The sequence below is a fragment of the Qipengyuania pelagi genome (assembly GCF_009827295.1).
Lineage (GTDB): Bacteria > Pseudomonadota > Alphaproteobacteria > Sphingomonadales > Sphingomonadaceae > Qipengyuania > Qipengyuania pelagi.
Map to the genome: position 1 here is coordinate 1409616 of NZ_WTYD01000001.1, position 20734 is coordinate 1430349.

The window sequence follows — 20734 nt, forward strand, 5'->3', positions numbered from 1 at the left end:
ACCTATATGGTTACCTTAATCGCTTTCTCGAACCGGAGTAAGCGTATGCCACTCGTCGAATCGCTCGTCGGCCCCCTCGCCTCGCTGCTGGACAAGCTGATCCCCGACAAGGAGGCCCGCGCGAAGGCCAAGCTCGAATTGCTCGCGCTGGAAGGGACGCAGGAGCTGCGCGTGATCGAAACACGCCTCTCCGCTATCCTCGCCGAAGCGCAATCCGGCGATCCGTGGACCAGCCGCGCGCGTCCCGCCTTCCTCTACGTGATCTACGCCCTGATTCTGTGGGCGCTGCCGATGGGGCTGATCGCCGCGATCTCGCCCGGCGCGGCCCAGAATATCGCTTCGGGCATGAACGCCTATCTCGGCGGCCTGCCCGAGCCGCTCTACGCCCTCTTCGGCACCGGCTATCTCGGCTACACGGCGGCGCGCCAGTGGGGCAAGGTCAAGGGCGTCGATCGGTGAGACCGCGCTTCCCCAAACCCCGCTTCCCCAAACGGCGGCGGGACGGTAGCTTCAGGCGATGACCTCCACCATATTCGCCCTCAACGGCCCGAACCTCAATCTTCTCGGCACGCGCGAGCCGGAGATCTACGGATCGGACACGCTCGATGATATTAGCGCGATGGTTGCGGCGCGGGCGAGCGAATTGGGCCTCGAAGTGGATTTTCGTCAGACCAACCACGAAGGAACGCTCGTCGACTGGCTGCACGAGGCCCACGCGACGGATGCGAAGGCGATCCTGCTGAACGCGGCGGCCTATACCCATACCTCCATCGCCCTGTTCGACGCAATCAAGGCGATCCGTGTGCCGGTGATCGAAGTCCACCTTTCCGACCCAGAGACCCGCGAGCCCTTCCGCCACCACTCCTTCGTCGAACCCGGCGCGGTGGCCGTGGTCAAGGGATTGGGCGCGAAGGGCTATCTGGTCGCGCTGGAGCGGGCCGCCGCACTGTAGGACCCACAGCGGTCTGCCCCTCCCCCTTGCCTTGCGGCGATCCGGGTAGCATAGGCGCCCGATCCATAGATTAAGGGTTCCCATGGCCGAACGCAAAGGCACCGCCGGTTCCAAATCCGGCATGAACGTCGATATCGACATCGTCCGCGAGCTTGCGGAATTGCTCGCCGATACCGGGCTTACCGAAATCGAGGTGGAGGATGGTGATCGCAAGGTGCGCGTCGCGCGCGGCGGTTTCGCGTCCGCCGCCCCCGCGATGGCCGCGCCGGTGGCCGCTCCCGCTGCGCCTGCCGCGCAGCCCGCCGCCCCCGCTCCAGCACCGGCGAGCGAGACGTCCGCCCCCGACATGGCGGGCGCGCTCAAATCGCCGATGGTCGGCACCGCTTATCTCGCGCCCGAGCCCGGCGCGCCCGACTTCGTCAAGGTCGGCGACAGCGTGAAGGAAGGCGACACGCTCGTGATCGTCGAGGCGATGAAGGTGATGAACCCGATCGCCGCCGACAAGTCCGGCACGGTCAAGGCGATCCTGATCGAGAACGCCCAGCCGGTCGAGTTCGACCAGCCGCTCGTCATCATCGGGTAAGGCGCGGGCGTGACTATCAATCGCATCCTGATCGCCAATCGCGGCGAAATCGCGCTGCGCATCCATCGCGCCGCGCATGAAATGGGTATCGAGACGGTGGCGGTCCATTCCACCGCCGATGCCGATGCCATGCATGTGCGCCTGGCCGATCACGCCGTCTGCATCGGCCCGCCGAGCGCGACCGACAGCTATCTCAATATCGCCAACATCATCTCGGCGGCCGAGATCAGCCAGGCGGACGCGATCCATCCCGGCTACGGCTTCCTCTCCGAAAACGCCAAATTCGCCGAGATCGTCGAAGCGCACGAGATCAAGTGGATCGGCCCCAAGCCCGAACATATCCGCACCATGGGCGACAAGGTCGAGGCGAAGCGCACCGCGGGCGCCCTTGGCCTGCCGCTGGTCCCCGGTTCGGACGGCGCGGTGTCCGATTATGACGAGGCGAAAAAGATCGCCGCCGAAATTGGCTACCCCGTCATCATCAAGGCGGCGAGCGGCGGCGGTGGGCGCGGGATGAAGGTCTGCGCCGAGGAAGACCAGCTCGAAACCCTGATGAAGCAGGCGGGCAGCGAGGCGAAGGCCGCGTTCGGCGATGCCACCGTCTATATCGAGAAATATCTCGGCAATCCGCGCCACATCGAATTCCAGGTCTTCGGCGACGGCAATGGCGCGGCGATCCATCTGGGAGAGCGCGACTGTTCCTTGCAACGCCGCCACCAGAAGGTTCTCGAAGAAGCGCCCTCGCCCGTCCTTTCGCCCGAGGAGCGCGATCGCATGGGCGAAATCTGCGCCAAGGCCATGCGCGACATGGCCTATCGCGGCGCGGGCACGATCGAGTTCCTGTGGGAGAACGGCGAGTTCTATTTCATCGAAATGAACACCCGGCTTCAGGTCGAACACCCGGTCACCGAGATGATCACCGGCATCGATCTGGTGCGCGAACAGATCCGTATCGCGGACGGCAAGCCGCTTTCCTGCACGCAGGACGAAATCCGCTTCACCGGTCACGCGATCGAATGCCGCATCAACGCCGAAGACCCGTTCACCTTCGCGCCCAGCCCCGGCAAGATCGACTATTATCACGCCGCTGGCGGGATGCATGTGCGCGTCGATAGCGGGCTCTATGCGGGCTACCGCGTGCCGCCCTATTACGACAGCATGATCGCCAAGCTGATCGTCTATGGCCGCAGCCGCGAGAAATGCATGATGCGCCTGCGCCGCGCGCTGGAGGAAATGGTGATCGAAGGGGTCAAGACATCGATCCCGCTGCACCAGGAACTGATCCAGCAGCCCGACGTGCAGAGCGGCGACTATTCGATCAAATGGCTCGAGGAATGGCTGAAGGAACGCGAGGGCTGAGCCAGCTCGACCTCGACCGCGACGGAGCCGCGCTCCATCGCGGTGCGGCAGCTGGCTTTCTCGACGCGCTAGGTATTGCCTTCGGACAAGGTCCATCGCCCGGGCGGCGGGTCAAGTCCCTCGCGGGACTGGATAGCGTGCTTGGTCGCCATGGTCCCGTGGGCAAGATCGCGGCGAGCCATCTCGGACCGAAGAGCCGCCCCGTTCGCGCGATTGCCTTCGACAAGACCGAGGGTGCGAACTGGTCGCTGGGCTGGCATCAGGATCGCACGATCTGTGTCAAGCAACGCGTGGATTTGCCAGGATTCGGCCCCTGGACGGTCAAGCAAGGCATCGACCATGTCGAGCCGCCATTCGATCTCCTCGCCCGGATGCTGACCGTCCGCATCCATGTCGATTCCGTCGACATCGAAAACGCCCCCCTTCGCATCGCGCTCGGAAGCTATGCCAATGGTCTGATCCCTGAAAGCGATATCGCGCTCCAGGTCGAGCGATCGGAAATGCACGAATGTCTGGCCCAAGCGGGCGATGTCTGGGTGTACCGCACGCCGATCCTGCACGCGTCCGAGAGAGCGGCGGTCGGACGGCGACGACGGGTGTTGCAAGTGGACTATTCTGGCGACAGCCTGCCCGATGGGCTGAGTTGGTTCTACGACTAGGAAAGCGGTGCAGATCGGATTATCTTCGTTCGCATGAAAACGATCACCTTCGAGTGCTATATGCAGAATATCCGGGACCAACAGGCACGCCTCGAACTCGCGGGCGAGCTACCGGACCTCGAATCCTGCCGCAATGACGGCGCACGCCGCACGCCGAACAAGCGCCGCTTGCTCGCCAATGCCGAAGCGCGTGCGAAGGCTGCCGGGATTGAGCCGGTCCCGTCCAAGTATTGACCTCCATTCGCTGGCCGCTCGCTCTCCCACGAAAGCTTGCTTTCTTCGCCGTTTTCGCCTAGGCGCGCGCCCGTTCTCGTACTCCTTTCGGATTCTCGCAGGACCTTCGCTCGGCATCCGGCCTTGCGGAGAACACGGCCCTCTTGCCCCGTTCGCCCCGCAATGGTGCGGGAGACGGGTAAAGACCCCGGATAAACCGGTGGCCGGTAGCAAAACGAACGACAGGAATATCCTACCCTATGGCAAGCACAGCCAATCCCACCCGTGACGATTTCGCCGCCATGCTCGACGAGCAGCTCGGCGCTGCCGATGAAGGCGGCTTCGAAGGCCGCGTCGTCAAGGGCACCGTCACTGCCATCGAAAACGGCATGGCGCTCATCGATGTGGGCCTCAAGAGCGAAGGCCGCGTCGATCTCAAGGAATTCATGCGCGGTGAAGACGCGCACGGCCTGACCGTCGGCAGCGAAGTCGAAGTCTTCGTCGACCGGGTCGAAAACGCCGACGGCGAAGCCATGCTGTCGCGCGACCGGGCCCGCCGCGAAGCCGCGTGGGACAAGCTGGAAAGCGAATTCGGCGAAGGCAAGCGCGTCGAAGGCCGCATCTTCGGCCGCGTCAAGGGCGGCTTCACCGTCGATCTCGACGGCGCCGTGGCCTTCCTGCCCGGTTCGCAGGTCGACATCCGCCCGGTGCGCGACGTCACCCCGCTGATGGACATGGCCCAGCCCTTCCAGATCCTCAAAATGGATCGCCGCCGTGGCAACATCGTGGTCTCGCGCCGCGCCGTGCTGGAAGAAACCCGCGCCGAACAGCGCAGCGAGCTGATCAACGACCTGACCGAAGGCCAAGTGATCGACGGTGTCGTCAAGAACATCACCGATTACGGCGCCTTCGTGGATCTCGGCGGTATCGACGGCCTGCTGCATGTCACCGACATGAGCTACAAGCGCGTCAACCACCCCAGCGAAATGATCGAGATCGGCCAGACCGTGACCGTCCAGATCATCCGCATCAACGAAGATACGCAGCGCATCAGCCTCGGCATGAAGCAGCTGGAATCGGATCCGTGGGATGGTGTCTCGGCCAAGTATCCGGTCGGCATGAAGCTGACGGGCACCGTCACCAACATCACCGAATACGGCGCGTTCGTGGAAATCGAACCGGGCATCGAAGGCCTGGTGCACGTTTCGGAAATGAGCTGGACCAAGAAGAACGTCCATCCGGGCAAGATCGTCTCGACCAGCCAAGAAGTCGAAGTGATGGTGCTGGAAGTGGACAGCGAGAAGCGCCGCATCTCGCTCGGCCTCAAGCAGGCCCAGCGCAATCCGTGGGAAGAATTCGCCGAAGCGCATCCCGTCGGCTCGAAGGTCGAAGGCGAAGTCAAGAACGCCACCGAATTCGGCCTGTTCGTCGGCCTTCCGGGCGACGTCGACGGCATGGTCCACATGTCCGACATCGCTTGGGGCATTTCGGGCGAAGACGCGCTGGCGCTGCACCGCAAGGGTGAGCAGGTCGAAGCGGTCGTGCTCGATGTCGATATCGACAAGGAGCGGATCAGCCTCGGCATGAAGCAGCTCGAAAAGGGTGCGCCTTCGGCAGACGGCACCGATTCGGGTGCGCTGCGCAAGGGCCAGGTGGTCACCGTCACCGTGCTCGAAGTTCGCGATGGCGGCCTCGAAGTGCAGGTCGGCGACGACGGCGCGACCGGCTTCATCAAGCGTTCGGACCTCGGCCGCGACCGCGACGAGCAGCGTTCGGACCGCTTCCAGACGGGTGCCAAGGTCGACGCGATGGTCACCGGCTTCGATCGTTCGAAGAAGCCGACCTTCTCGATCAAGGCGCACCAGATCGCCGAAGAGAAGGAAGCGGTTGCGCAGTTCGGCTCGGCCGACAGCGGCGCGTCGCTGGGCGACATCCTCGGCGAAGCGCTGAAGAAGAAGGAAGACTGACGGTGCAGCTTGGCGCCTGCGTAAGCGGGCGCCTAGCGAACCGTCACCCCCGCGAAAGCGGGGGTCTCCATCAGCTTTCGCGCTAGCTAGTAAGCAGTCCCAGCTGTCGCTGGGACGACGGAGACAAGAATGGCCCGCCCTCCCTTCCGGGACGGCGGGCCTTTTCTTGTCCGGCATAGCTTCCTAGGTTGCTCCTATGCTTCAGATCCATCAGTTCCTCTGCCTGTCCGATAATTACGGATTTCTCCTCCACGATCCCGACAGCGGCGAGACGGTCGCGATCGATACGCCGGACGGGGAGAAATACCTCGCCGAGGCGGAGGCCAAGGGCTGGACGATAACCCAGGTCTGGAACACGCACTGGCATCCCGACCATGCCGGCGGGAACGAGGCGGTCGTGAAGGCGACCGGTGCCAGGATCGTCGCCCCCGCCGAGGTCGCGAAGCTCAGCGCGATCGACACGCAGGTGAAGCACGGCGACACCGTTTCCATCGGATCGCACCAAGCGCGCGTGATCGACGTGTCCGGCCACACCAACGGCCACATCGCCTATCACCTGCCGCAGGACGATATCGCCTTTGTCGGCGACAGCGTCTTCGCGCTCGGCTGCGGGCGCATGTTCGAAGGCGAGGCCGAGCAGTTCTGGGCCAGCCTCCAGCGGATCAAGGCGCTGCCGCCCGAAACGACCCTTTATTGCGCGCATGAATACACGGCGTCGAACGCCAAATTCGCGCTCCATGCCGATCCCGACAATCAGGCCTTGCAAGCCTATGCGGCGGAGATCGCCGAGAAGCGCGAGCGGGGCGAGCCGACCGTACCGATGGGCCTGGCGCGCGAATTGGAGACCAATCCATTCCTGCGCGCCGATGAGCCCGCGCTACAGGCCTGCTGGGGCGGTGACAGCGCCGCCGAGACCTTCGCGGCGCTGCGCAAGGCGAAGGACGCGTTCTGATGCGCCTGCGCGGCTTCCACGCTCACATCTATTTCGATCCTTCCGAACTGGCCGAGGCCGAGGCGTTCGCGGCCAGCGCGAAGGACCGCTTCGGCTGTCCGGTGGGTCATTTCCATCTTGCTCCGGTCGGGCCGCATCCACGCGGATCGTGCCAACTGTCTCTGCGTCCGGCCCAGTTCGCGGATTTCGCCGTCTGGGCGACGGAAGCACGCGGAGACCTGACGATCTTCGCACACGGGTTGAGCGGAGACGATATCGCCGATCATACCAGACATGTGGTCTGGTTCGGTCCGTCCGAAGCTCTGGACCTGTCGATCTTCGATTGACGCAAAGAAAAAGCGCGCCGCAGTCGACAGGACCACGGCGCGCTTTTCGACGTTTTCGCTCTGGATCAGATACCGGCGATCAACTGATCCGCCAGCGCCTTGTCGGCTTCCGCATCGTGCTTTTCCGCGATCAGCTTGCGGCTGGCGGCCGTGGCAGCGATGGCGGCCCGGTTGCGCACGTCGGCGATCGCCTCGCGCTCGGCAGCGGCGATCTTGTCTTCGGCCATGCGTTGGCGGCGCTCGACCATCGCCTGCCCGTCGGCTTCGGCCTTGGCGAGGATCGTCTCCGCCTCGTGCCGGGCCGTTTCCAGCATGGTTTCGGCGTCCTTTTCCGCCGAAGCGATCCGCTTGGCGTATTCGTCACGCAGCGTTTCGGCTTCGTGGCGCAGGGCCTTCGCCTCGTCGAGCTGTTCCTTGATGGCGGCGATCCGCCCGTCTAGCCCGCCCGCGATGGTCTTGTGCACCTTGGCGCCGAAGAAGGCGATCAGGAACAGGATGAGCATCGCGATCGAGACCCACTGGAAGGGCGCGAGGCCCAGCAGTTCGGGTTCGACATGCGTCGGGGCGCCGCCATGGCCTTCTTCGACGAAGGCTTCGGCGGATTCGGTGGCGAAGACTTGCGGGGGATTAGCCATGGATCATGGCCTCCTTGACCGCCTTGTTCGCGGCGGGCTTGGTCACCTTGATCCCAGCGAGGCGCTGGACGATGTCCTGCGCCGCTTCGGCGGCAACGGTTTCGATCTCGCCCATCGCTTCTTCGCGCGATGCGGCGATGCGCTGCTCGGCCTCGGCCAGACGGGCATCGAGCCGGCCCTGCGCCTCGGCGAGCTTTTTCTCGTTCGAAAGAGCCGCGTCGCTCTTGGCCTTGGCGATCAGCGCCTGGGCCGCGGCGCGGTTCTCGTTTTCGCGGGTACGCCAGGCTTCCTCGCGCTCGTCGGCGGCATCGCGTGCGGACTGGGCCGCAGCGAGATCGTCACCGATCTGCTTGTCGCGCAGGGCGACGGTTTCCATCACGCGCGGCACCATGAGCCGCCCGATGAAGAAGAAGGTGATGCCGAAGAACACCAGCAGCCAGAAGATCTGGCTCGACCAGGTTTCGGCAAGCTGGGCTATCTGAGGCATTCACGCAACTCGCTGATAGAAGGCCGTTGGGGCAACTGCGAAAAATTCGGGCGGCGAGCCCTTGGGGGAGCGGGTCGATACCCGCCCTCCCCGAGGGCGCGACGCGTCCGCCTTACTGGAAGATCAGCAGGGCGGCGATGACGAAGGACAGAAGGCCCAGAAGCTCGGCACCGGCGAAACCGATGAAGAGACGGCCCTGCTGGCTGTCGGCGGCGCCGGGATTGCGCAGCGCGCCTTCGAGGAACTTGGCGAACACGTTACCCACGCCGATAGCGGCAAGGCCACAACCGATCGCGGCAAGACCCGCACCCATGAGCTTGGCGGCTTCAGCTTCCATGATATGAACTCCTTAAGGTATTGAAACAGGTGGTTAGTGAAGGTTTTCGGCGTCGTTGATGTAAAGCGACGTCAGAAGGGCGAAGACATAGGCCTGGATCCCGGCGACCAGCAGCTCTAGCGCGCAGATCGCGATCATCAGAACCATGCTGGGGATGCCGATGGCGATCCCGTAGAGCGGGCCCGCATTGCCGCCCGAGATCACGAAGCTGGACAGCACTTCCAACAGGACGTGCCCGGCCATCATCGCCACGAACAGTCGCAGCGCGAGGCTGAACGGGCGGACCATGAAGCTGATCAGCTCGATCGGGGCGATGATCGGCACCATCGGCCAGGGCGTGCCGTGCGGCACGAACAGGCTGAAAAAATGGAAGCCATGCTTGAAGAAGCCCACCAGCAGCACGATCGAGAACGAGATCACGGCGAGAATGCCGGTCACGGTGAAGTGGCTGGTGAAGGTGAAGGGGTGCAGGCCGATCACGCCCAGCGGCAACAGGCCGAGCAGGTTGGCGAACAGGATGAACATGAACAGGCTGAAGACGTAGGGCACGTATTTGCGCCCCGCCTTGCCGATATTGGCTTCCAGCATATCGTCGATGAAGCCGGTGAAGCTTTCCACCATCATCTGCCAGCGGCCGGGCACCACCTGGCGCCGCATTCCGCCCGCCACGAAGATGGCGAGCACCACCACGGTGATCAGCATCCACAACGCGCTGTTGGTGAAGGCGATATTGAAGCCTGCCAGCTCCCAGTTCTCGGTGCCGGCAAGCGGCTCGATCGTGAACTGGTGCATCGGGTCGACCTTGGCCGAATGTGCCACGTCTCTGGGTATCCCTAGTCCTGCGGTCTCGACGGCTGCCCCCGCGAAGCGAGATCAGTCCCCCGGCGGCGTCTTCGCCGAACGGAAGATGTTCCTGAAGGCCACGATTATCCCGAGGAACAATCCGACCAACAGACCCCATGGCGAAGTGCCCGCCAGCCAGTCAACAAGCCAGCCGAGCACCAGGCCTCCGAGAACGCCGCCGAGAAGATCGGCCAGGACGCGGTTGCCGCTGCGATAGCTCGCATCGGCCCCCTTGACCTGCGGCTTGTTGCGCTTGTCTTCGCGCTCGCGTGCGGCCTTCAGCCGCTCCTCGAGCGCGTCGATCCGCGCATCTTCGCCGATGGGTTCCCGTGCGGGTGTCTCGTCGCTCATGCCAGCCTCCATAGTGGATCGCGCGGCACAGGCAATAAGGTGCCCGCCGAGGGCGCCGCCCCCTTAGGCGGGGGGTATCTGCGAGTCAACACGGGTGGGGGAGTGATTGGCGGCGAGGCCGGGAAAAAACGGCCCGTCCCCGCCGCGACAAACGAAACGCTTACGGGCAGCGCGCATCGCGCTGGGGCACGCCCGCACCGCGGGTCGCCCAGCTGCCGTCGGGCGCCTGGTATTTCTCGCCCGGCTCGGTCTTCAAAATGGCCTGGCACCCGGCGGCGAAGGCGTATTCCTCCAGCGTGGCACGGGCGGCCTGCGCCTTTTCGGAATAGACCGCGCGGCGCTTGATATTGATGTCGTTGACGATGCGGCGCAGCGCGGGCGTTTCGACGACGACGATGCCGAGATAACCGTCCATCTTCTCGCCGATATCGCCCGATGCACGGGCCGACGCATAAGCAGGATCGCGCTGCGCGAAAGCGGGCGCGGCGACCCCACCGAGCGCGGTGGCCCCGGCCACGAGAGCAAAGGCGGCGTTGCGGGCGAATTGGGTGGTTCGGGTCATCATGACACTCATCCTAGAAGATATCGGCGTTCTGGTCGATCGTGTTGCCCGCATCCTCAGCGAGGCGGTAGATCACCTCCTGCCGGATATTGACGTTCAATTCGATCACGATCGGCTCTTCGGGCGCGTTCACGGTGATGCAGCCGGGCAGGATCGCCAGCGTTCCAAGCATCGCGATTGCCGCAGCTCCCTTGGTCGACGGTTTGAATAGGGCCATAGCGTTCCCTCGCTTTCCTGATGCTGAATGTGTCATGATCCCTCGTCCGCGCCGTTCGGCACGATATCCTCTTCCTCGATCCGCTCCTGCGCCTCTTCGCCGGTGATCTCGCGGCGCAGCAGGCGGCCCCCATCGGCGGATAACAGCCCCAGCGAACGCGGATCGCGCACGGCGGCGGGATCATAGAGCGATTTGAGCGACGTGATCAGCTGATAGAACGGGGCGCGGATATTGACGCGGAATTGCAGCGGCAGAGCGGCCAGCCTGCGGGTGATGAAATTGGACGAGGCGCCCTCGCCCTGGCTTACCCCATCGAAGCGCACGCGCGTTACGATCTCGCCCGTCAGCGGCCCGTCCATCGCGAGGCGCATCTGGCGATAATCGAGGCTACGCAGCGCATCGAAGGCGAAATTGGCGATCGGCGACAGGTCTTCGTAAGTCAGTTCGCCCACATAGGAGATATTGCCACCCGGCGCGCGCGACAGCAGCAACCCGCCCTCGATCCGGCCATTGCCGGCCGCGTCGAACACGATTGGCACCGTCCCGTCGAAAGTTCCGGTTGCGCTCAGATTGCCGATATCCATCTGATCGACGAAGGCGCCCGCATCCAGCCCGACGATTTCGAAGACGTAGCGACGTTCTTCCTCGACGCCGAAATTGAGGTCGACCTCGCGCAGGATCAGCTCGCCCCCCATGAACGGCCAGCGCCCGCCCTCAACCGACAGGAACTGCCAGTCGCGCAGCGCGAATTCGACCTCGCCGTCCAGCACCTCGATCCCCGGATTGATCGAGGCGACGCGCAAGGTCTGGCCGGGCGCGGTGGTGAGGTTGAGGAGATCGGTGAAACGGATCGTCCCGCTCGCGCCGCGCACCGGCCCGAAAGCGGCGGCGAGGTCGAGATCGTCGGTGGTCAATTGGCCCGAACTGGTCACGCCGTTCGCGCCCCAGTCCAACCGGCCCGTCCCGCTGACGATCCCGCTCACATTCGCGACCACGCCGAGGGCGAGACGCGACAGATCGTCGGGCTGGAGCAGCGGATCGAATTGCAGGTCCGCGATCACGAGGTCGGCATGGCCGCGCCCGCTGGACAGATCATGGCGGATATCGGCGGCGGTCACGATCCGGTCGCTCGCCGGATTGCGCAGATCGGCGAAGGCGGTGATGAGATTGTCCTCAAGCGCCAGCGTGGCATCGCGCGCCACCAGCGGCTCGAACCGGTCGGGATCGGCGCGGTCGGTCAGCGTGAAGCTGCCATCGTTCAGCTCCAGCCGCCCGCCCGCATAGCGCCAGCTTCCCGAAGCTCCGCCGATATCGAGCGGCACGGCATCGAGCGTGACGTCCGCGTCGGAGAATGTGCCCGCGATATCCTCGCCGAAGCTCGCGTCGAGGCCATTGATCTGGAAGCGCGTCGCCGTGCCCACGGGGCCGAGCGATACGTCCAGCTCGCGCGCTGTCATCACGCCGGGATAGGCGAAGCCGACAGGGCCGCTGACCAGCCGGATCGGCGTGCTGCCGAGCCTGCCCGCGAGGTCGAGCGAGGGCGCGCCCGCCGCGATATTGAGCCCGCCCAGCCCATTGCGCACGATCGCGCTGCCCGGCGGAGGGCACAGGGTCAGGCGGCGGCGTTCGAGCGTGAGATTGGCGAGCGTCAGATTCTCGAAACCGATCTCGGTACAATCCGGCCACAGCGCCAGTGCCCCGCCCGGCATCCAGCGGCCCTCGATCGGCAGGCGCAGATTGCGGGTCGATCCGCCGGGAAGTGGCCCGCTCGCGATCGCCTCGCCGATGAAGCGCAGCGCGCCACTATCCGCTTGCGACAGCGTCAGGCGCGGGATTTCGAGCGCCGAACCGCCCGCTTCGTAGCGGCGCATGGCGAGCCGGAATTGGGTTGCGCCAGTGCCCCGCCGCTCCATCCGGCCGCTGACAGAGGGGAGCCCCGCGCCACCGAGCGCGACATTGCCTGCGAGAAGCGGCGGCGCGCCGTCGCGAAACTGCGCCTCGACGCGCGACAGCGATAAGAGCCGCGTGCCCGATCCCCCGCGCAGATTGCCGCGCGGCATGACCAGCGTCGCGCCGGTTGGCCCCCGACGCGCGGACAGGTCGGCGGCAAAGGAGCTGCCGCGCGATTCGCGGCGCAGGATATCGGCGATGCGCTGCGCGATCGGGGCGACGAGAGTGCCCGCGCCGCTCCGTCCCAGCTGGGCCACCGCCGCATCGGATTGCGCACCCAGGCGCAACCCATTGCCCTCGACATCGCCGCGCCAGTCGAGCCGCGACAGGCCGGGATCGCTGCGCAGCGCCCCGTCGAGCGTCACCAGCGCAGCGGTCGCATAGGGCGAGACGGCCCCTCGCAGCGCCAGCGTGTGTTCGAGCGCGAGCACGTCGCCGCGCAGGCTCGCGCGCACCCGTCCGCCGATCCCGTTCGCCGCGTAAGCGCCCGCCTCGGCCCGGCCGAGCCGCAAGCCCGCCGAACCCGAGAAGTTGGCGAGCGCGGCATCGCTCTCCAATTCAAGCTGCGCCGATCCCGCGGCAAGCGAAACGCCGTCGCATTCCATCGAGCGGAACCGCATCGGCCCATCGAAGGACGGAACCCCATCCGAGGTGGCAAGCGCACCGTAAAGGCTCGCGCCTGCGATCCGGCAGGTGTCGGTCTCAATCTCGGGAGCGCTGGCCGCGAGAATGCCGGAAAACCCATCATCGATCCGCCCCTCGCCCTCGATCTTGAGGCCGATCGCGCCGTAGCGCGTTTCGATCAGCCCGCGCCCGTCGCGAATCGCGATGTCGAGTTCGGGCAGGCCCGGCGGCGCGGTGCTTTCGCGATAGATTACCCGGTCGAGACTGCCGAAACTCACGCGCCCGCCACGCAGCACCCCGTAGAGGCGCGGGCGGGTCAGAGTGATCCGGCCGATCTCGGGCGCGCCCAGTCGCTGGCGCAGCTTCACCAGCACGCGGTCCGCCGTGAAGTCGGGTGCACGCGGATCGCCGACGACGAGGTCGGTCAGCACCGCCGCTTCCGGCCCGATGCTCTCGATCGTGTAGGTCGCGGGCAGATCGTAGGCCGCGAGCTGGTCTTCGATGACATTGCCCGCGATCCGCTCGCGCGAAAACCAAAGGGCGATGATGGTGATCGTGAGCAGGACGAGAACCGCGAAGGGGACCATCCAGCGCTTCTTGCGCCATCTTGGACGTGGAAGCGGCGCGAGGCCCTGCTCCGCTTCGGCGAGCGGTGCGGTCTCGGCCAGCTCGGCCTCGGCGTGCTCGTCGACCCCGGTCATAGCTTGCGTCCCTTGCGCGAACGCCTCCCTAAAGGCAATGCGGCTTAACCGTAGATGATCTTGGGATGATCTCGGGACGATCTCGAGTGGAGGCAGGAGGTTCGCTTGGCAGAAGATGCGCCCGCTTCGCCGCCTGCGCCGAACACTCCCGAAAAGAGTCCCATGCAAAATCCGGGCATCGGCCATCGCGCCCGGCTGCGCGAGCGGCTGCTGAAAGGCGGCGCGGAAGCGCTGGCCGATTACGAGCTGCTCGAATTCCTCCTCTTCGCCGGGATGCGGCAGGGCGATACGAAGCCGCTCGCCAAGCAGCTGATCGCGCGTTTCGGCTCGCTCACCGGCGTCCTCAACGCCGATCCTGCTGCTCTGATGCAGGTCAAGGGCGTAGGCGAGGCGAATGCGGCGGCGCTGCGCAGCGTGGCTTTAGCGGCGCGCAGAATGGCGCGCGGCGCGGTGGAGAACCGACCGGTCCTCGGCAGCTGGCAGGCGCTGCTGGATTATCTCTCGATCGACATGGGGCAATTGGCGCATGAGCGGGTGCGCGTGCTCTATCTCAACACCCAGAACCGCCTGATCCTCGATCATCTCGCCAGCGAAGGTTCGATCGACGAGGCGGCGATCCACCCGCGCGAAGTGATGCGCAAGGCCTTCGACATCGGGGCGACCGCGCTGATCCTCGTCCACAACCATCCCAGCGGCGACCCGCAGCCCAGCCGCGCCGATATCGCCATCACCAACCAGATCGCCGAGGCCGGACGCCATGTCGGGGTGACGGTGCACGATCATGTCATCGTCGGCGGCGGCGGTCGCCACGTCTCGCTGCGGGCGAAGGGCTTGATCTGACGCGGCGCGCGCCCTAGCCGCAGCCGCGCAATCCCCCGCTTCATCTTACCCGGAGTCCCCGATGGTCCCCCGCTATGCCCGCCCCGCCATGACCGCCCTGTGGGAGCCGGAGGCGAAATACCGCATCTGGTTCGAGATCGAGGCCCATGCGACCAGCAAGCTCGCCGATCTCGGCGTCGTGCCGCAGAGCGCGGCGGACGCGCTGTGGGACTGGTGGAAGACCGAACCCGCGATCGATGTCGCGGCGATCGACGCGATCGAGGCTGTGACCAAGCACGACGTGATCGCCTTCCTCACCTGGGTGGCCGAACAGGTGGGCGAGGAAGCGCGCTTCATGCATCAGGGCATGACCAGTTCCGATGTGCTCGACACGACGCTGAACGTCCAGCTGGCGCGCGCGACCGACATTTTGCTCGAAGACATGGACGGCCTGCTCGACGCGCTGAAGATGCGGGCCGAGGAACACAAATACACGCCCACGATCGGCCGCAGCCACGGCATCCACGCCGAACCCGTCACCTTCGGCCTGAAACTCGCACAGGCCTATGCCGAGTTCGAGCGGTGCCGCGCGCGGCTGTGGGATGCGCGCGCCGAGATCGCGACCTGCGCCATTTCGGGCGCGGTCGGCACGTTTGCGAATGTCGATCCGCGGGTGGAGGCCTATGTCGCCGAACAGCTCGGCCTCGTTCCTGAGCCGGTCAGCACCCAGGTCATCCCGCGCGACCGCCACGCCATGTATTTCGCCACGCTGGCAGTGATCGCTGGCTCGATCGAGCGGCTGGCGGTCGAGATCCGCCATTTGCAGCGCACCGAAGTGCTGGAGGCGGAGGAGTATTTCTCGCCCGGCCAGAAAGGGTCGAGCGCGATGCCGCACAAGCGCAATCCGATCCTGACCGAGAACCTTACCGGCCAGGCGCGCATGATCCGCGCCTATGCCCTTCCCGCGCTCGAAAACGTGGCCCTGTGGCACGAGCGCGACATCTCGCATTCCAGCGTCGAGCGTTTCATCGGCCCGGACGCGACCATCACGCTCGATTTCGCCCTCGCGCGGCTGACCGGCGTGGTCGAGAAGCTGCTGGTCTATCCCGAGCGGATGCAGGCCAATATGGACCGGATGGGCGGCCTCGTTCACTCGCAGCGCGTGCTGCTGGCGCTCACGCAGGCGGGCGTCACCCGCGAAGATGCGTACCGGCTGGTGCAGCGCAACGCCATGAAGGTGTGGGAATCGGACGGACGGATGCAATTGCTCGATCTGTTGAAGCAGGACGAGGAGGTCACCGCCGCGCTTTCTCCCGAGCAGCTCGAGGAGAAGTTCGACCTCGATTATCACTTCAAACACGTCGACACGATCTTCGCGCGAGTGTTCGATACCGATGGCGGGGAACTGGACGAAGCCTCCGGCGCTGCGTAGGTTCGCGAGAATAAATCCGTCGGAAGGATAGACAGACCATGCAAATCGTCCGCACGATCGTCTGGGTGGTGATCCTCGCCGCGCTGCTGATCTTCACCGCCTTCAACTGGAATTCGGTCGAAGTGCAGATCTGGACCAATATGGTGCTGGAAACGAAGATCCCGGCGCTGGTCATCGTCGCCTTCCTGCTCGGCCTCGTGCCGATGTGGCTGATCCATCGCGGGACGAAATGGCGGCTCAAGCGGCGGATCGCGGGCCTCGAATCGGCGGCCCGCGCCAATGCCAAGGCCGCCGCAGCCACTCCGGTCATGGCCGAACCGATCGCCCCGGTCCGCCCCGATGACGGGGTCGAGACGACGAGCGTCACGACATCGACGAGCGAACCGATCGCTCCGGTCGAGGCGGACACCGTGTCCGATCCCGACACCACGCCCGCAAGGCCCGAAACGGACAGCACGACCAGGCCATGAGCAATCCCGTCTATCTCGCGCTCGACCTGCCGCAGCTGGACGCGGCGCGCGATCTGGCGATGAAGGTGCGCGCGCATGTCGGCGGGCTGAAACTGGGCCTAGAATTCTTCTGCGCCCACGGCCATCACGGCGTCCTCGACATCGCCCATGCGGCGAAACTGCCGATCTTCCTCGACCTCAAGCTGCACGATATCCCCAACACCGTCGCCAGCGCGATGCAGGCGATCAACACGCTCGAACCCGCCATCGTCACCGTCCATGCCAGCGGCGGACGCGCGATGATGGAGGATGCCAAGGCAGCGGCGGGGGAAAACACCCGCGTGGTCGCGGTGACGATGCTGACCAGCCTCGACGAGCGCGATCTCGCGCGCACCGGGATCGAAGGATCGCCGCACGATCACGTGCTGCGCCTCGCCGATCTGGCGCACGATGCCGGACTGGACGGGATCGTGTGCTCGGGCCAGGAGGTCGGCGCGGTCCACAAGCAATGGAAGGACGGCTTCTTCGTCGTCCCCGGCCTGCGCCCGGCAGGGGCCGCCGCTGGAGACCAAAAGCGCACAGTCACTCCGCGTTCCGCCCGCGACGACGGAGCGAGCGTACTCGTCATCGGCCGCCCGATCAGCCGCGCCGAAGACCCGCTCGCCGCCGCCCGCGCGATCGAGGCGACGCTCTAGAAGAGATTAGCATGACCGATATCAAGATTTGCGGGCTCTCGACGCCCGAGACATTGGACGCCGCCGTGGATGCGGGTGCGACCCATGTGGGCTTCGTCCATTACGAGAAGAGCCCGCGCCACGTATCCCTGGAACAGGCGGCCAAACTGCGCCGCCGCGTGCCCGAATCGGTCAAGCTGGTGCTGGTTCAGGTCGCGATGCAGCCCGAACCGCTCGCCCGCGCCTATGAAGCGATCCGGCCCGACGTGATCCAGTTCCATGGATCGGAAACGCCCGAATGGATCAGACTGGTGCGCGATACGGTCAAGGTCGAATCCTGGCGCTCGATCGGGCTGCGCTCGGCGGAGACGCTCGATAATGCGAAGAAATTCGAAGGCGCGGCGGATCGGCTCCTCTTCGATGCGCCTGCAAAGGCCCTGCCTGGCGGCAATGGCGTCAGCTTCCAATGGTCCCTGCTCGACGGGTGGGAGCCCTTCATGCCCTGGGCGCTGGCGGGCGGGCTGACCCCCGACAATGTCGGCGAAGCGATCGCGCGCACCGGCGCGCCTCTGGTCGATGCTTCCAGCGGGCTGGAAACGGAGCCGGGCGTCAAGGATATCGAGCGGATCAAGGCCTTCTGCGAGGCGGTGCGCGCGGCGGACGCCGCCTGATTCGGCCTCGCTGCTGACAAGCAAACCTGTCTCGACTCCGCCCGGCGCGAGCGGCATGGAGAAGGCGATGAACGACACTCCCCCCAATTCCTTCCGCACCCAACCTGACGAACGCGGCCATTTCGGCGATTACGGCGGGCGCTATGTCGCCGAGACTCTGATGCCGCTCGTTCTCGACCTCGAGCGCGAATATCGTGCGGCCCAGGCCGATCCCGCCTTCGACGCGCAGTTTCAGGACCTGCTCGAACATTATGTCGGCCGCCCCAGCCCGCTCTATTTCGCGGAGCGGCTGACCGAAGCGCTCGGCGGCGCGCAGGTCTGGTTCAAGCGCGACGAGTTGAACCACACCGGCGCGCACAAGATCAACAATTGCATCGGGCAGATCCTGCTCGCGCTGCGCATGGGCAAGACGCGGATCATCGCGGAAACCGGCGCGGGCCAGCACGGGGTCGCCACCGCCACGGTCTGCGCGCGCTTCGGCCTGCCCTGTACCGTTTTCATGGGCGCGGAGGACGTGCGCCGCCAGTCGCCCAACGTGTTCCGCATGAAATTGCTGGGCGCCGAAGTCCGCCCGGTGACGAGCGGGCGCGGCACGCTGAAGGATGCGATGAACGAGGCGCTGCGCGACTGGGTCGCGAATGTGGACGACACGTTCTACATCATCGGCACCGCCGCAGGTCCCCATCCCTATCCCGAGCTTGTCCGCGATTTCCAGAGCGTGATCGGCAAGGAAGCGCGCCAGCAGATGCAGGACCGCATCGGCCGCCTGCCCGATCTGCTCGTGGCAGCCATCGGCGGCGGATCGAACGCATTGGGCCTGTTCCACTCTTTCCTCGACGATGCGGACGTCAAGATGCTCGGCGTCGAGGCTGCGGGGCATGGGCTGGACGGCAACGAACACGCGGCGTCCTTGCTCGGCGGCTTTCCCGGCGTGCTGCACGGCAACAAGACCTATCTGCTGCAGGACGAGGACGGCCAGATCACCGAAGGCCACTCGATCAGCGCGGGGCTGGACTATCCCGGCATCGGCCCCGAACACGCCTGGCTGAAGGATTCGGGCCGCGTGGAATATACCGCCGTCACGGACGAGGAGGCGCTGGAAGCGTTCCAGCTGCTCTGCCGCACCGAAGGCATCATCCCCGCGCTGGAACCGAGCCACGCCATCGCCGCGGTGGCGAAGCGGGCGAAAGAGATGCCGAAGGACGCGGTGATCCTCGCCAATCTGTGCGGGCGTGGCGACAAGGATATCTTCACCGTGGCCGAACGGTTGGGAGTGGAGATGTGAGCTCGATGACCCGCCTCTCCTCAGCCTTCACCAAACCCCACCCCGCCCTCGTCTGCTTCCTGACCGCGGGCGACGGGGACACCGCGGCCAATCTCGACGCGCTGGTCGAGGGCGGCGCGGATGTGATCGAACTCGGCATGCCCTTCACCGATCCGATGGCCGATGGCCCCGCGATCCAGAAGGCGAATATCCGCTCGCTCGGCGCGGGCACGACGACGGCGGACGTGCTCGCGATCGCAACCGCGTTTCGCGCGCGCCATCCCGATGTGCCGCTGGTCCTGATGGGCTATGCCAATCCGATGGTCCGTCGCGGGCCGGAATGGTTCGCCGACGCCGCGCAAGAGGCGGGCGTCGATGGAGTCATCTGCGTCGATATTCCGCCCGAAGAGGACGACGCGCTCGGCCCGGCCCTGCGCACAAAGGGTATCGCGCCGATCCGCCTCGCCACGCCGACCACCGACGACAGGCGCCTGACGCAGGTCGTCGCGGGGAGCGAGGGCTTCCTCTATTACGTCGCGGTGGCGGGCATTACGGGCATGCAGCAGGCGGCGATCGAATCGATCGAGGCGAACGTCTCACGCATCAAGCAGGCGACCGACATTCCCGTCGCGGTGGGATTTGGTGTGAGGACTCCCGAACAAGCCGCTGAGATCGCACGCGTCGCCGATGGCGTGGTGGTCGGATCGGCGCTGGTCGATCTGGTGGCGGAATACGGCATGGATGCACCCGAGCATCTGCGCGCGCTTACGGCGTCGCTCGCCGAGGCGGTGCATTCGGCGCGCTAGCCTCCGCTTGGGGGCTGTCATGCGCCTGAAATAGGCTTATAGGCCCGGCCCATGAACTGGTTCAATCGCGTCCGAAACTCGCTGACCTTCCTTCCCAAGAAGGAGACCGACAAGGATCTCTGGGTCAAATGTCCCGGATGTCAGCAAATGGTCTTCGCGCAGGAATACGAGGACAATCTCTATGTCTGCCCGCGCTGCGACCATCACGGGCGCATCGGCGCGGACGAGCGACTGAAGCAGATCCTCGATCTCGGCTATGGCGTCCTCTCGCAACCCGACGTGCGCGAAGACCCGCTGAAATTCCGCGATACGAAGAAATACACCGACCGGCTGAAGCAAGCCCGCGCAAAGAATCCGCACAAGGATGCGTTCTCGGTCGGCTCGGGCACGATCGACGGGACCCCCGCCGTGGTCGGCGTGCAGGATTTCGGCTTCATGGGTGGGTCGATGGGCATGGCGGTGGGCACCGCCTTCTGCAAAGGCGCCGAGCGGGCGATCGAGCGCAACTGCGCCTATGTCGTCGTGACGGCGGCGGGCGGCGCTCGGATGCAGGAGGGGATTCTCAGCCTCATGCAGATGCCCAAGGCGACGGTGATGACGCGCCGCCTGAAGGAAGCGGGCCTGCCCTATATCGTGGTGTTGAGCGATCCGACCACGGGCGGCGTTACCGCCAGTTACGCCATGCTGGGCGATATCCACATCGCCGAACCCGGCGCCCTCATCGGGTTTGCGGGCCAGCGCGTGATTCAGGACACGATCCGCGAGCAACTGCCTGACGGATTCCAGCGCGCCGAATATCTCCACAAGCATGGCATGGTCGACATGGTGGTCCATCGCAGCGAGTTGAAGGACACGCTGGCGACGGTGCTCGACTATCTCTCGCCGAAGAAGGCGGCCTGAC

General features: G+C 65.5%; 25 protein-coding genes. 17 read left to right on the forward strand and 8 right to left on the reverse strand.

Annotation, left to right across the window (positions count from 1 at the left end):
- Positions 1-45: 45 nt before the first annotated feature.
- From GRI47_RS06970 to GRI47_RS07010, 9 genes are all read left to right on the forward strand, one after another.
- Positions 46-459 (forward strand): holin family protein, encoded by a 414-nt coding sequence (locus GRI47_RS06970; RefSeq protein ID WP_160660567.1) that lies wholly within the window; start codon positions 46-48, stop codon positions 457-459.
- Positions 460-517: 58 nt separating this feature from the next.
- A complete protein-coding gene (gene aroQ, locus GRI47_RS06975; RefSeq protein ID WP_160660568.1) occupies positions 518-952 on the forward strand; it encodes a type II 3-dehydroquinate dehydratase in 435 nt (144 codons plus the stop codon).
- Positions 953-1034: 82 nt separating this feature from the next.
- Entirely contained in the window at positions 1035-1535 is a 501-nt protein-coding gene (accB, locus tag GRI47_RS06980; protein ID WP_160660569.1) for an acetyl-CoA carboxylase biotin carboxyl carrier protein, read from the forward strand.
- A 9-nt stretch (positions 1536-1544) separates the two neighbouring features.
- Positions 1545-2894, forward strand: coding sequence for an acetyl-CoA carboxylase biotin carboxylase subunit (gene accC / locus GRI47_RS06985; RefSeq protein ID WP_160660570.1), 1350 nt, complete (start codon positions 1545-1547; stop codon positions 2892-2894).
- Entirely contained in the window at positions 2870-3553 is a 684-nt protein-coding gene (locus GRI47_RS06990; RefSeq protein WP_160660571.1) for a phytanoyl-CoA dioxygenase family protein, read from the forward strand. Before accC ends, GRI47_RS06990 begins: the two co-directional genes overlap by 25 nt.
- 33 nt (positions 3554-3586) lie before the next feature.
- The gene (locus GRI47_RS06995; protein WP_160660572.1) at positions 3587-3787 is read left to right on the forward strand and encodes a hypothetical protein; all 201 of its coding nucleotides are present in this window, start codon (positions 3587-3589) and stop codon (positions 3785-3787) included.
- Between the two features lie 239 nt (positions 3788-4026).
- The gene (gene rpsA / locus GRI47_RS07000) at positions 4027-5733 is read left to right on the forward strand and encodes a 30S ribosomal protein S1 (protein ID WP_160660573.1); all 1707 of its coding nucleotides are present in this window, start codon (positions 4027-4029) and stop codon (positions 5731-5733) included.
- 196 nt (positions 5734-5929) lie between these two features.
- Positions 5930-6685 (forward strand): hydroxyacylglutathione hydrolase, encoded by a 756-nt coding sequence (gene gloB / locus GRI47_RS07005; protein ID WP_160660574.1) that lies wholly within the window; start codon positions 5930-5932, stop codon positions 6683-6685.
- Complete coding sequence (locus tag GRI47_RS07010; protein WP_160660575.1) at positions 6685-7011, forward strand: DOPA 4,5-dioxygenase family protein; 327 nt, start codon at positions 6685-6687, stop codon at positions 7009-7011. Before gloB ends, GRI47_RS07010 begins: the two co-directional genes overlap by 1 nt.
- Before the next feature lie 65 nt (positions 7012-7076).
- Here the strand turns inward: GRI47_RS07010 and GRI47_RS07015 are convergent, their stop codons facing one another.
- The 8 genes from GRI47_RS07015 to GRI47_RS07050 form a co-directional block, all read right to left on the reverse strand.
- Positions 7077-7646, reverse strand: a complete 570-nt coding sequence (locus GRI47_RS07015) for a F0F1 ATP synthase subunit B family protein (RefSeq protein WP_160660576.1) — start codon at positions 7644-7646, stop codon at positions 7077-7079.
- Positions 7639-8133, reverse strand: a complete 495-nt coding sequence (locus GRI47_RS07020; RefSeq protein ID WP_160660577.1) for a F0F1 ATP synthase subunit B family protein — start codon at positions 8131-8133, stop codon at positions 7639-7641. Before GRI47_RS07020 ends, GRI47_RS07015 begins: the two co-directional genes overlap by 8 nt.
- A gap of 112 nt (positions 8134-8245) precedes the next feature.
- Entirely contained in the window at positions 8246-8470 is a 225-nt protein-coding gene (locus GRI47_RS07025; protein ID WP_067681716.1) for a F0F1 ATP synthase subunit C, read from the reverse strand.
- A 33-nt stretch (positions 8471-8503) separates the two neighbouring features.
- On the reverse strand, positions 8504-9289 hold the full coding sequence (locus tag GRI47_RS07030; RefSeq protein ID WP_160660578.1) for a F0F1 ATP synthase subunit A: 786 nt from the start codon (positions 9287-9289) through the stop codon (positions 8504-8506).
- A 54-nt stretch (positions 9290-9343) separates the two neighbouring features.
- Positions 9344-9664 (reverse strand): AtpZ/AtpI family protein, encoded by a 321-nt coding sequence (locus GRI47_RS07035; RefSeq protein WP_160660579.1) that lies wholly within the window; start codon positions 9662-9664, stop codon positions 9344-9346.
- 160 nt (positions 9665-9824) lie between these two features.
- Positions 9825-10226: a YdbL family probable chaperone protein gene (locus GRI47_RS07040; protein WP_160661355.1), complete on the reverse strand. Its 402-nt coding sequence runs from the start codon at positions 10224-10226 to the stop codon at positions 9825-9827.
- Between the two features lie 13 nt (positions 10227-10239).
- A complete protein-coding gene (locus GRI47_RS07045) occupies positions 10240-10443 on the reverse strand; it encodes a YnbE family lipoprotein (RefSeq protein WP_237452639.1) in 204 nt (67 codons plus the stop codon).
- Positions 10444-10475: 32 nt separating this feature from the next.
- Positions 10476-13718, reverse strand: a complete 3243-nt coding sequence (locus GRI47_RS07050; protein WP_160660580.1) for an intermembrane phospholipid transport protein YdbH family protein — start codon at positions 13716-13718, stop codon at positions 10476-10478.
- 162 nt (positions 13719-13880) lie between these two features.
- On the opposite strand from GRI47_RS07050, the gene radC reads away from it, so the two are divergent.
- From radC to accD, 8 genes are all read left to right on the forward strand, one after another.
- A complete protein-coding gene (gene radC, locus GRI47_RS07055) occupies positions 13881-14558 on the forward strand; it encodes a RadC family protein (RefSeq protein WP_160660581.1) in 678 nt (225 codons plus the stop codon).
- Positions 14559-14619: 61 nt separating this feature from the next.
- Positions 14620-15969 (forward strand): adenylosuccinate lyase, encoded by a 1350-nt coding sequence (purB, locus tag GRI47_RS07060; RefSeq protein ID WP_160660582.1) that lies wholly within the window; start codon positions 14620-14622, stop codon positions 15967-15969.
- Positions 15970-16007: 38 nt separating this feature from the next.
- Complete coding sequence (locus GRI47_RS14790; RefSeq protein WP_202387196.1) at positions 16008-16439, forward strand: LapA family protein; 432 nt, start codon at positions 16008-16010, stop codon at positions 16437-16439.
- A complete protein-coding gene (gene pyrF, locus GRI47_RS07070; protein WP_160660583.1) occupies positions 16436-17113 on the forward strand; it encodes an orotidine-5'-phosphate decarboxylase in 678 nt (225 codons plus the stop codon). The genes GRI47_RS14790 and pyrF overlap by 4 nt, the downstream gene beginning before the upstream one ends.
- 11 nt (positions 17114-17124) lie before the next feature.
- The gene (locus GRI47_RS07075) at positions 17125-17763 is read left to right on the forward strand and encodes a phosphoribosylanthranilate isomerase (protein WP_160660584.1); all 639 of its coding nucleotides are present in this window, start codon (positions 17125-17127) and stop codon (positions 17761-17763) included.
- Between the two features lie 67 nt (positions 17764-17830).
- On the forward strand, positions 17831-19048 hold the full coding sequence (gene trpB / locus GRI47_RS07080) for a tryptophan synthase subunit beta (protein WP_160660585.1): 1218 nt from the start codon (positions 17831-17833) through the stop codon (positions 19046-19048).
- Positions 19049-19053: 5 nt separating this feature from the next.
- On the forward strand, positions 19054-19833 hold the full coding sequence (gene trpA / locus GRI47_RS07085) for a tryptophan synthase subunit alpha (RefSeq protein WP_160661357.1): 780 nt from the start codon (positions 19054-19056) through the stop codon (positions 19831-19833).
- Between the two features lie 51 nt (positions 19834-19884).
- Positions 19885-20733: an acetyl-CoA carboxylase, carboxyltransferase subunit beta gene (gene accD / locus GRI47_RS07090; protein ID WP_160660586.1), complete on the forward strand. Its 849-nt coding sequence runs from the start codon at positions 19885-19887 to the stop codon at positions 20731-20733.
- Position 20734 lies beyond the last annotated feature (1 nt).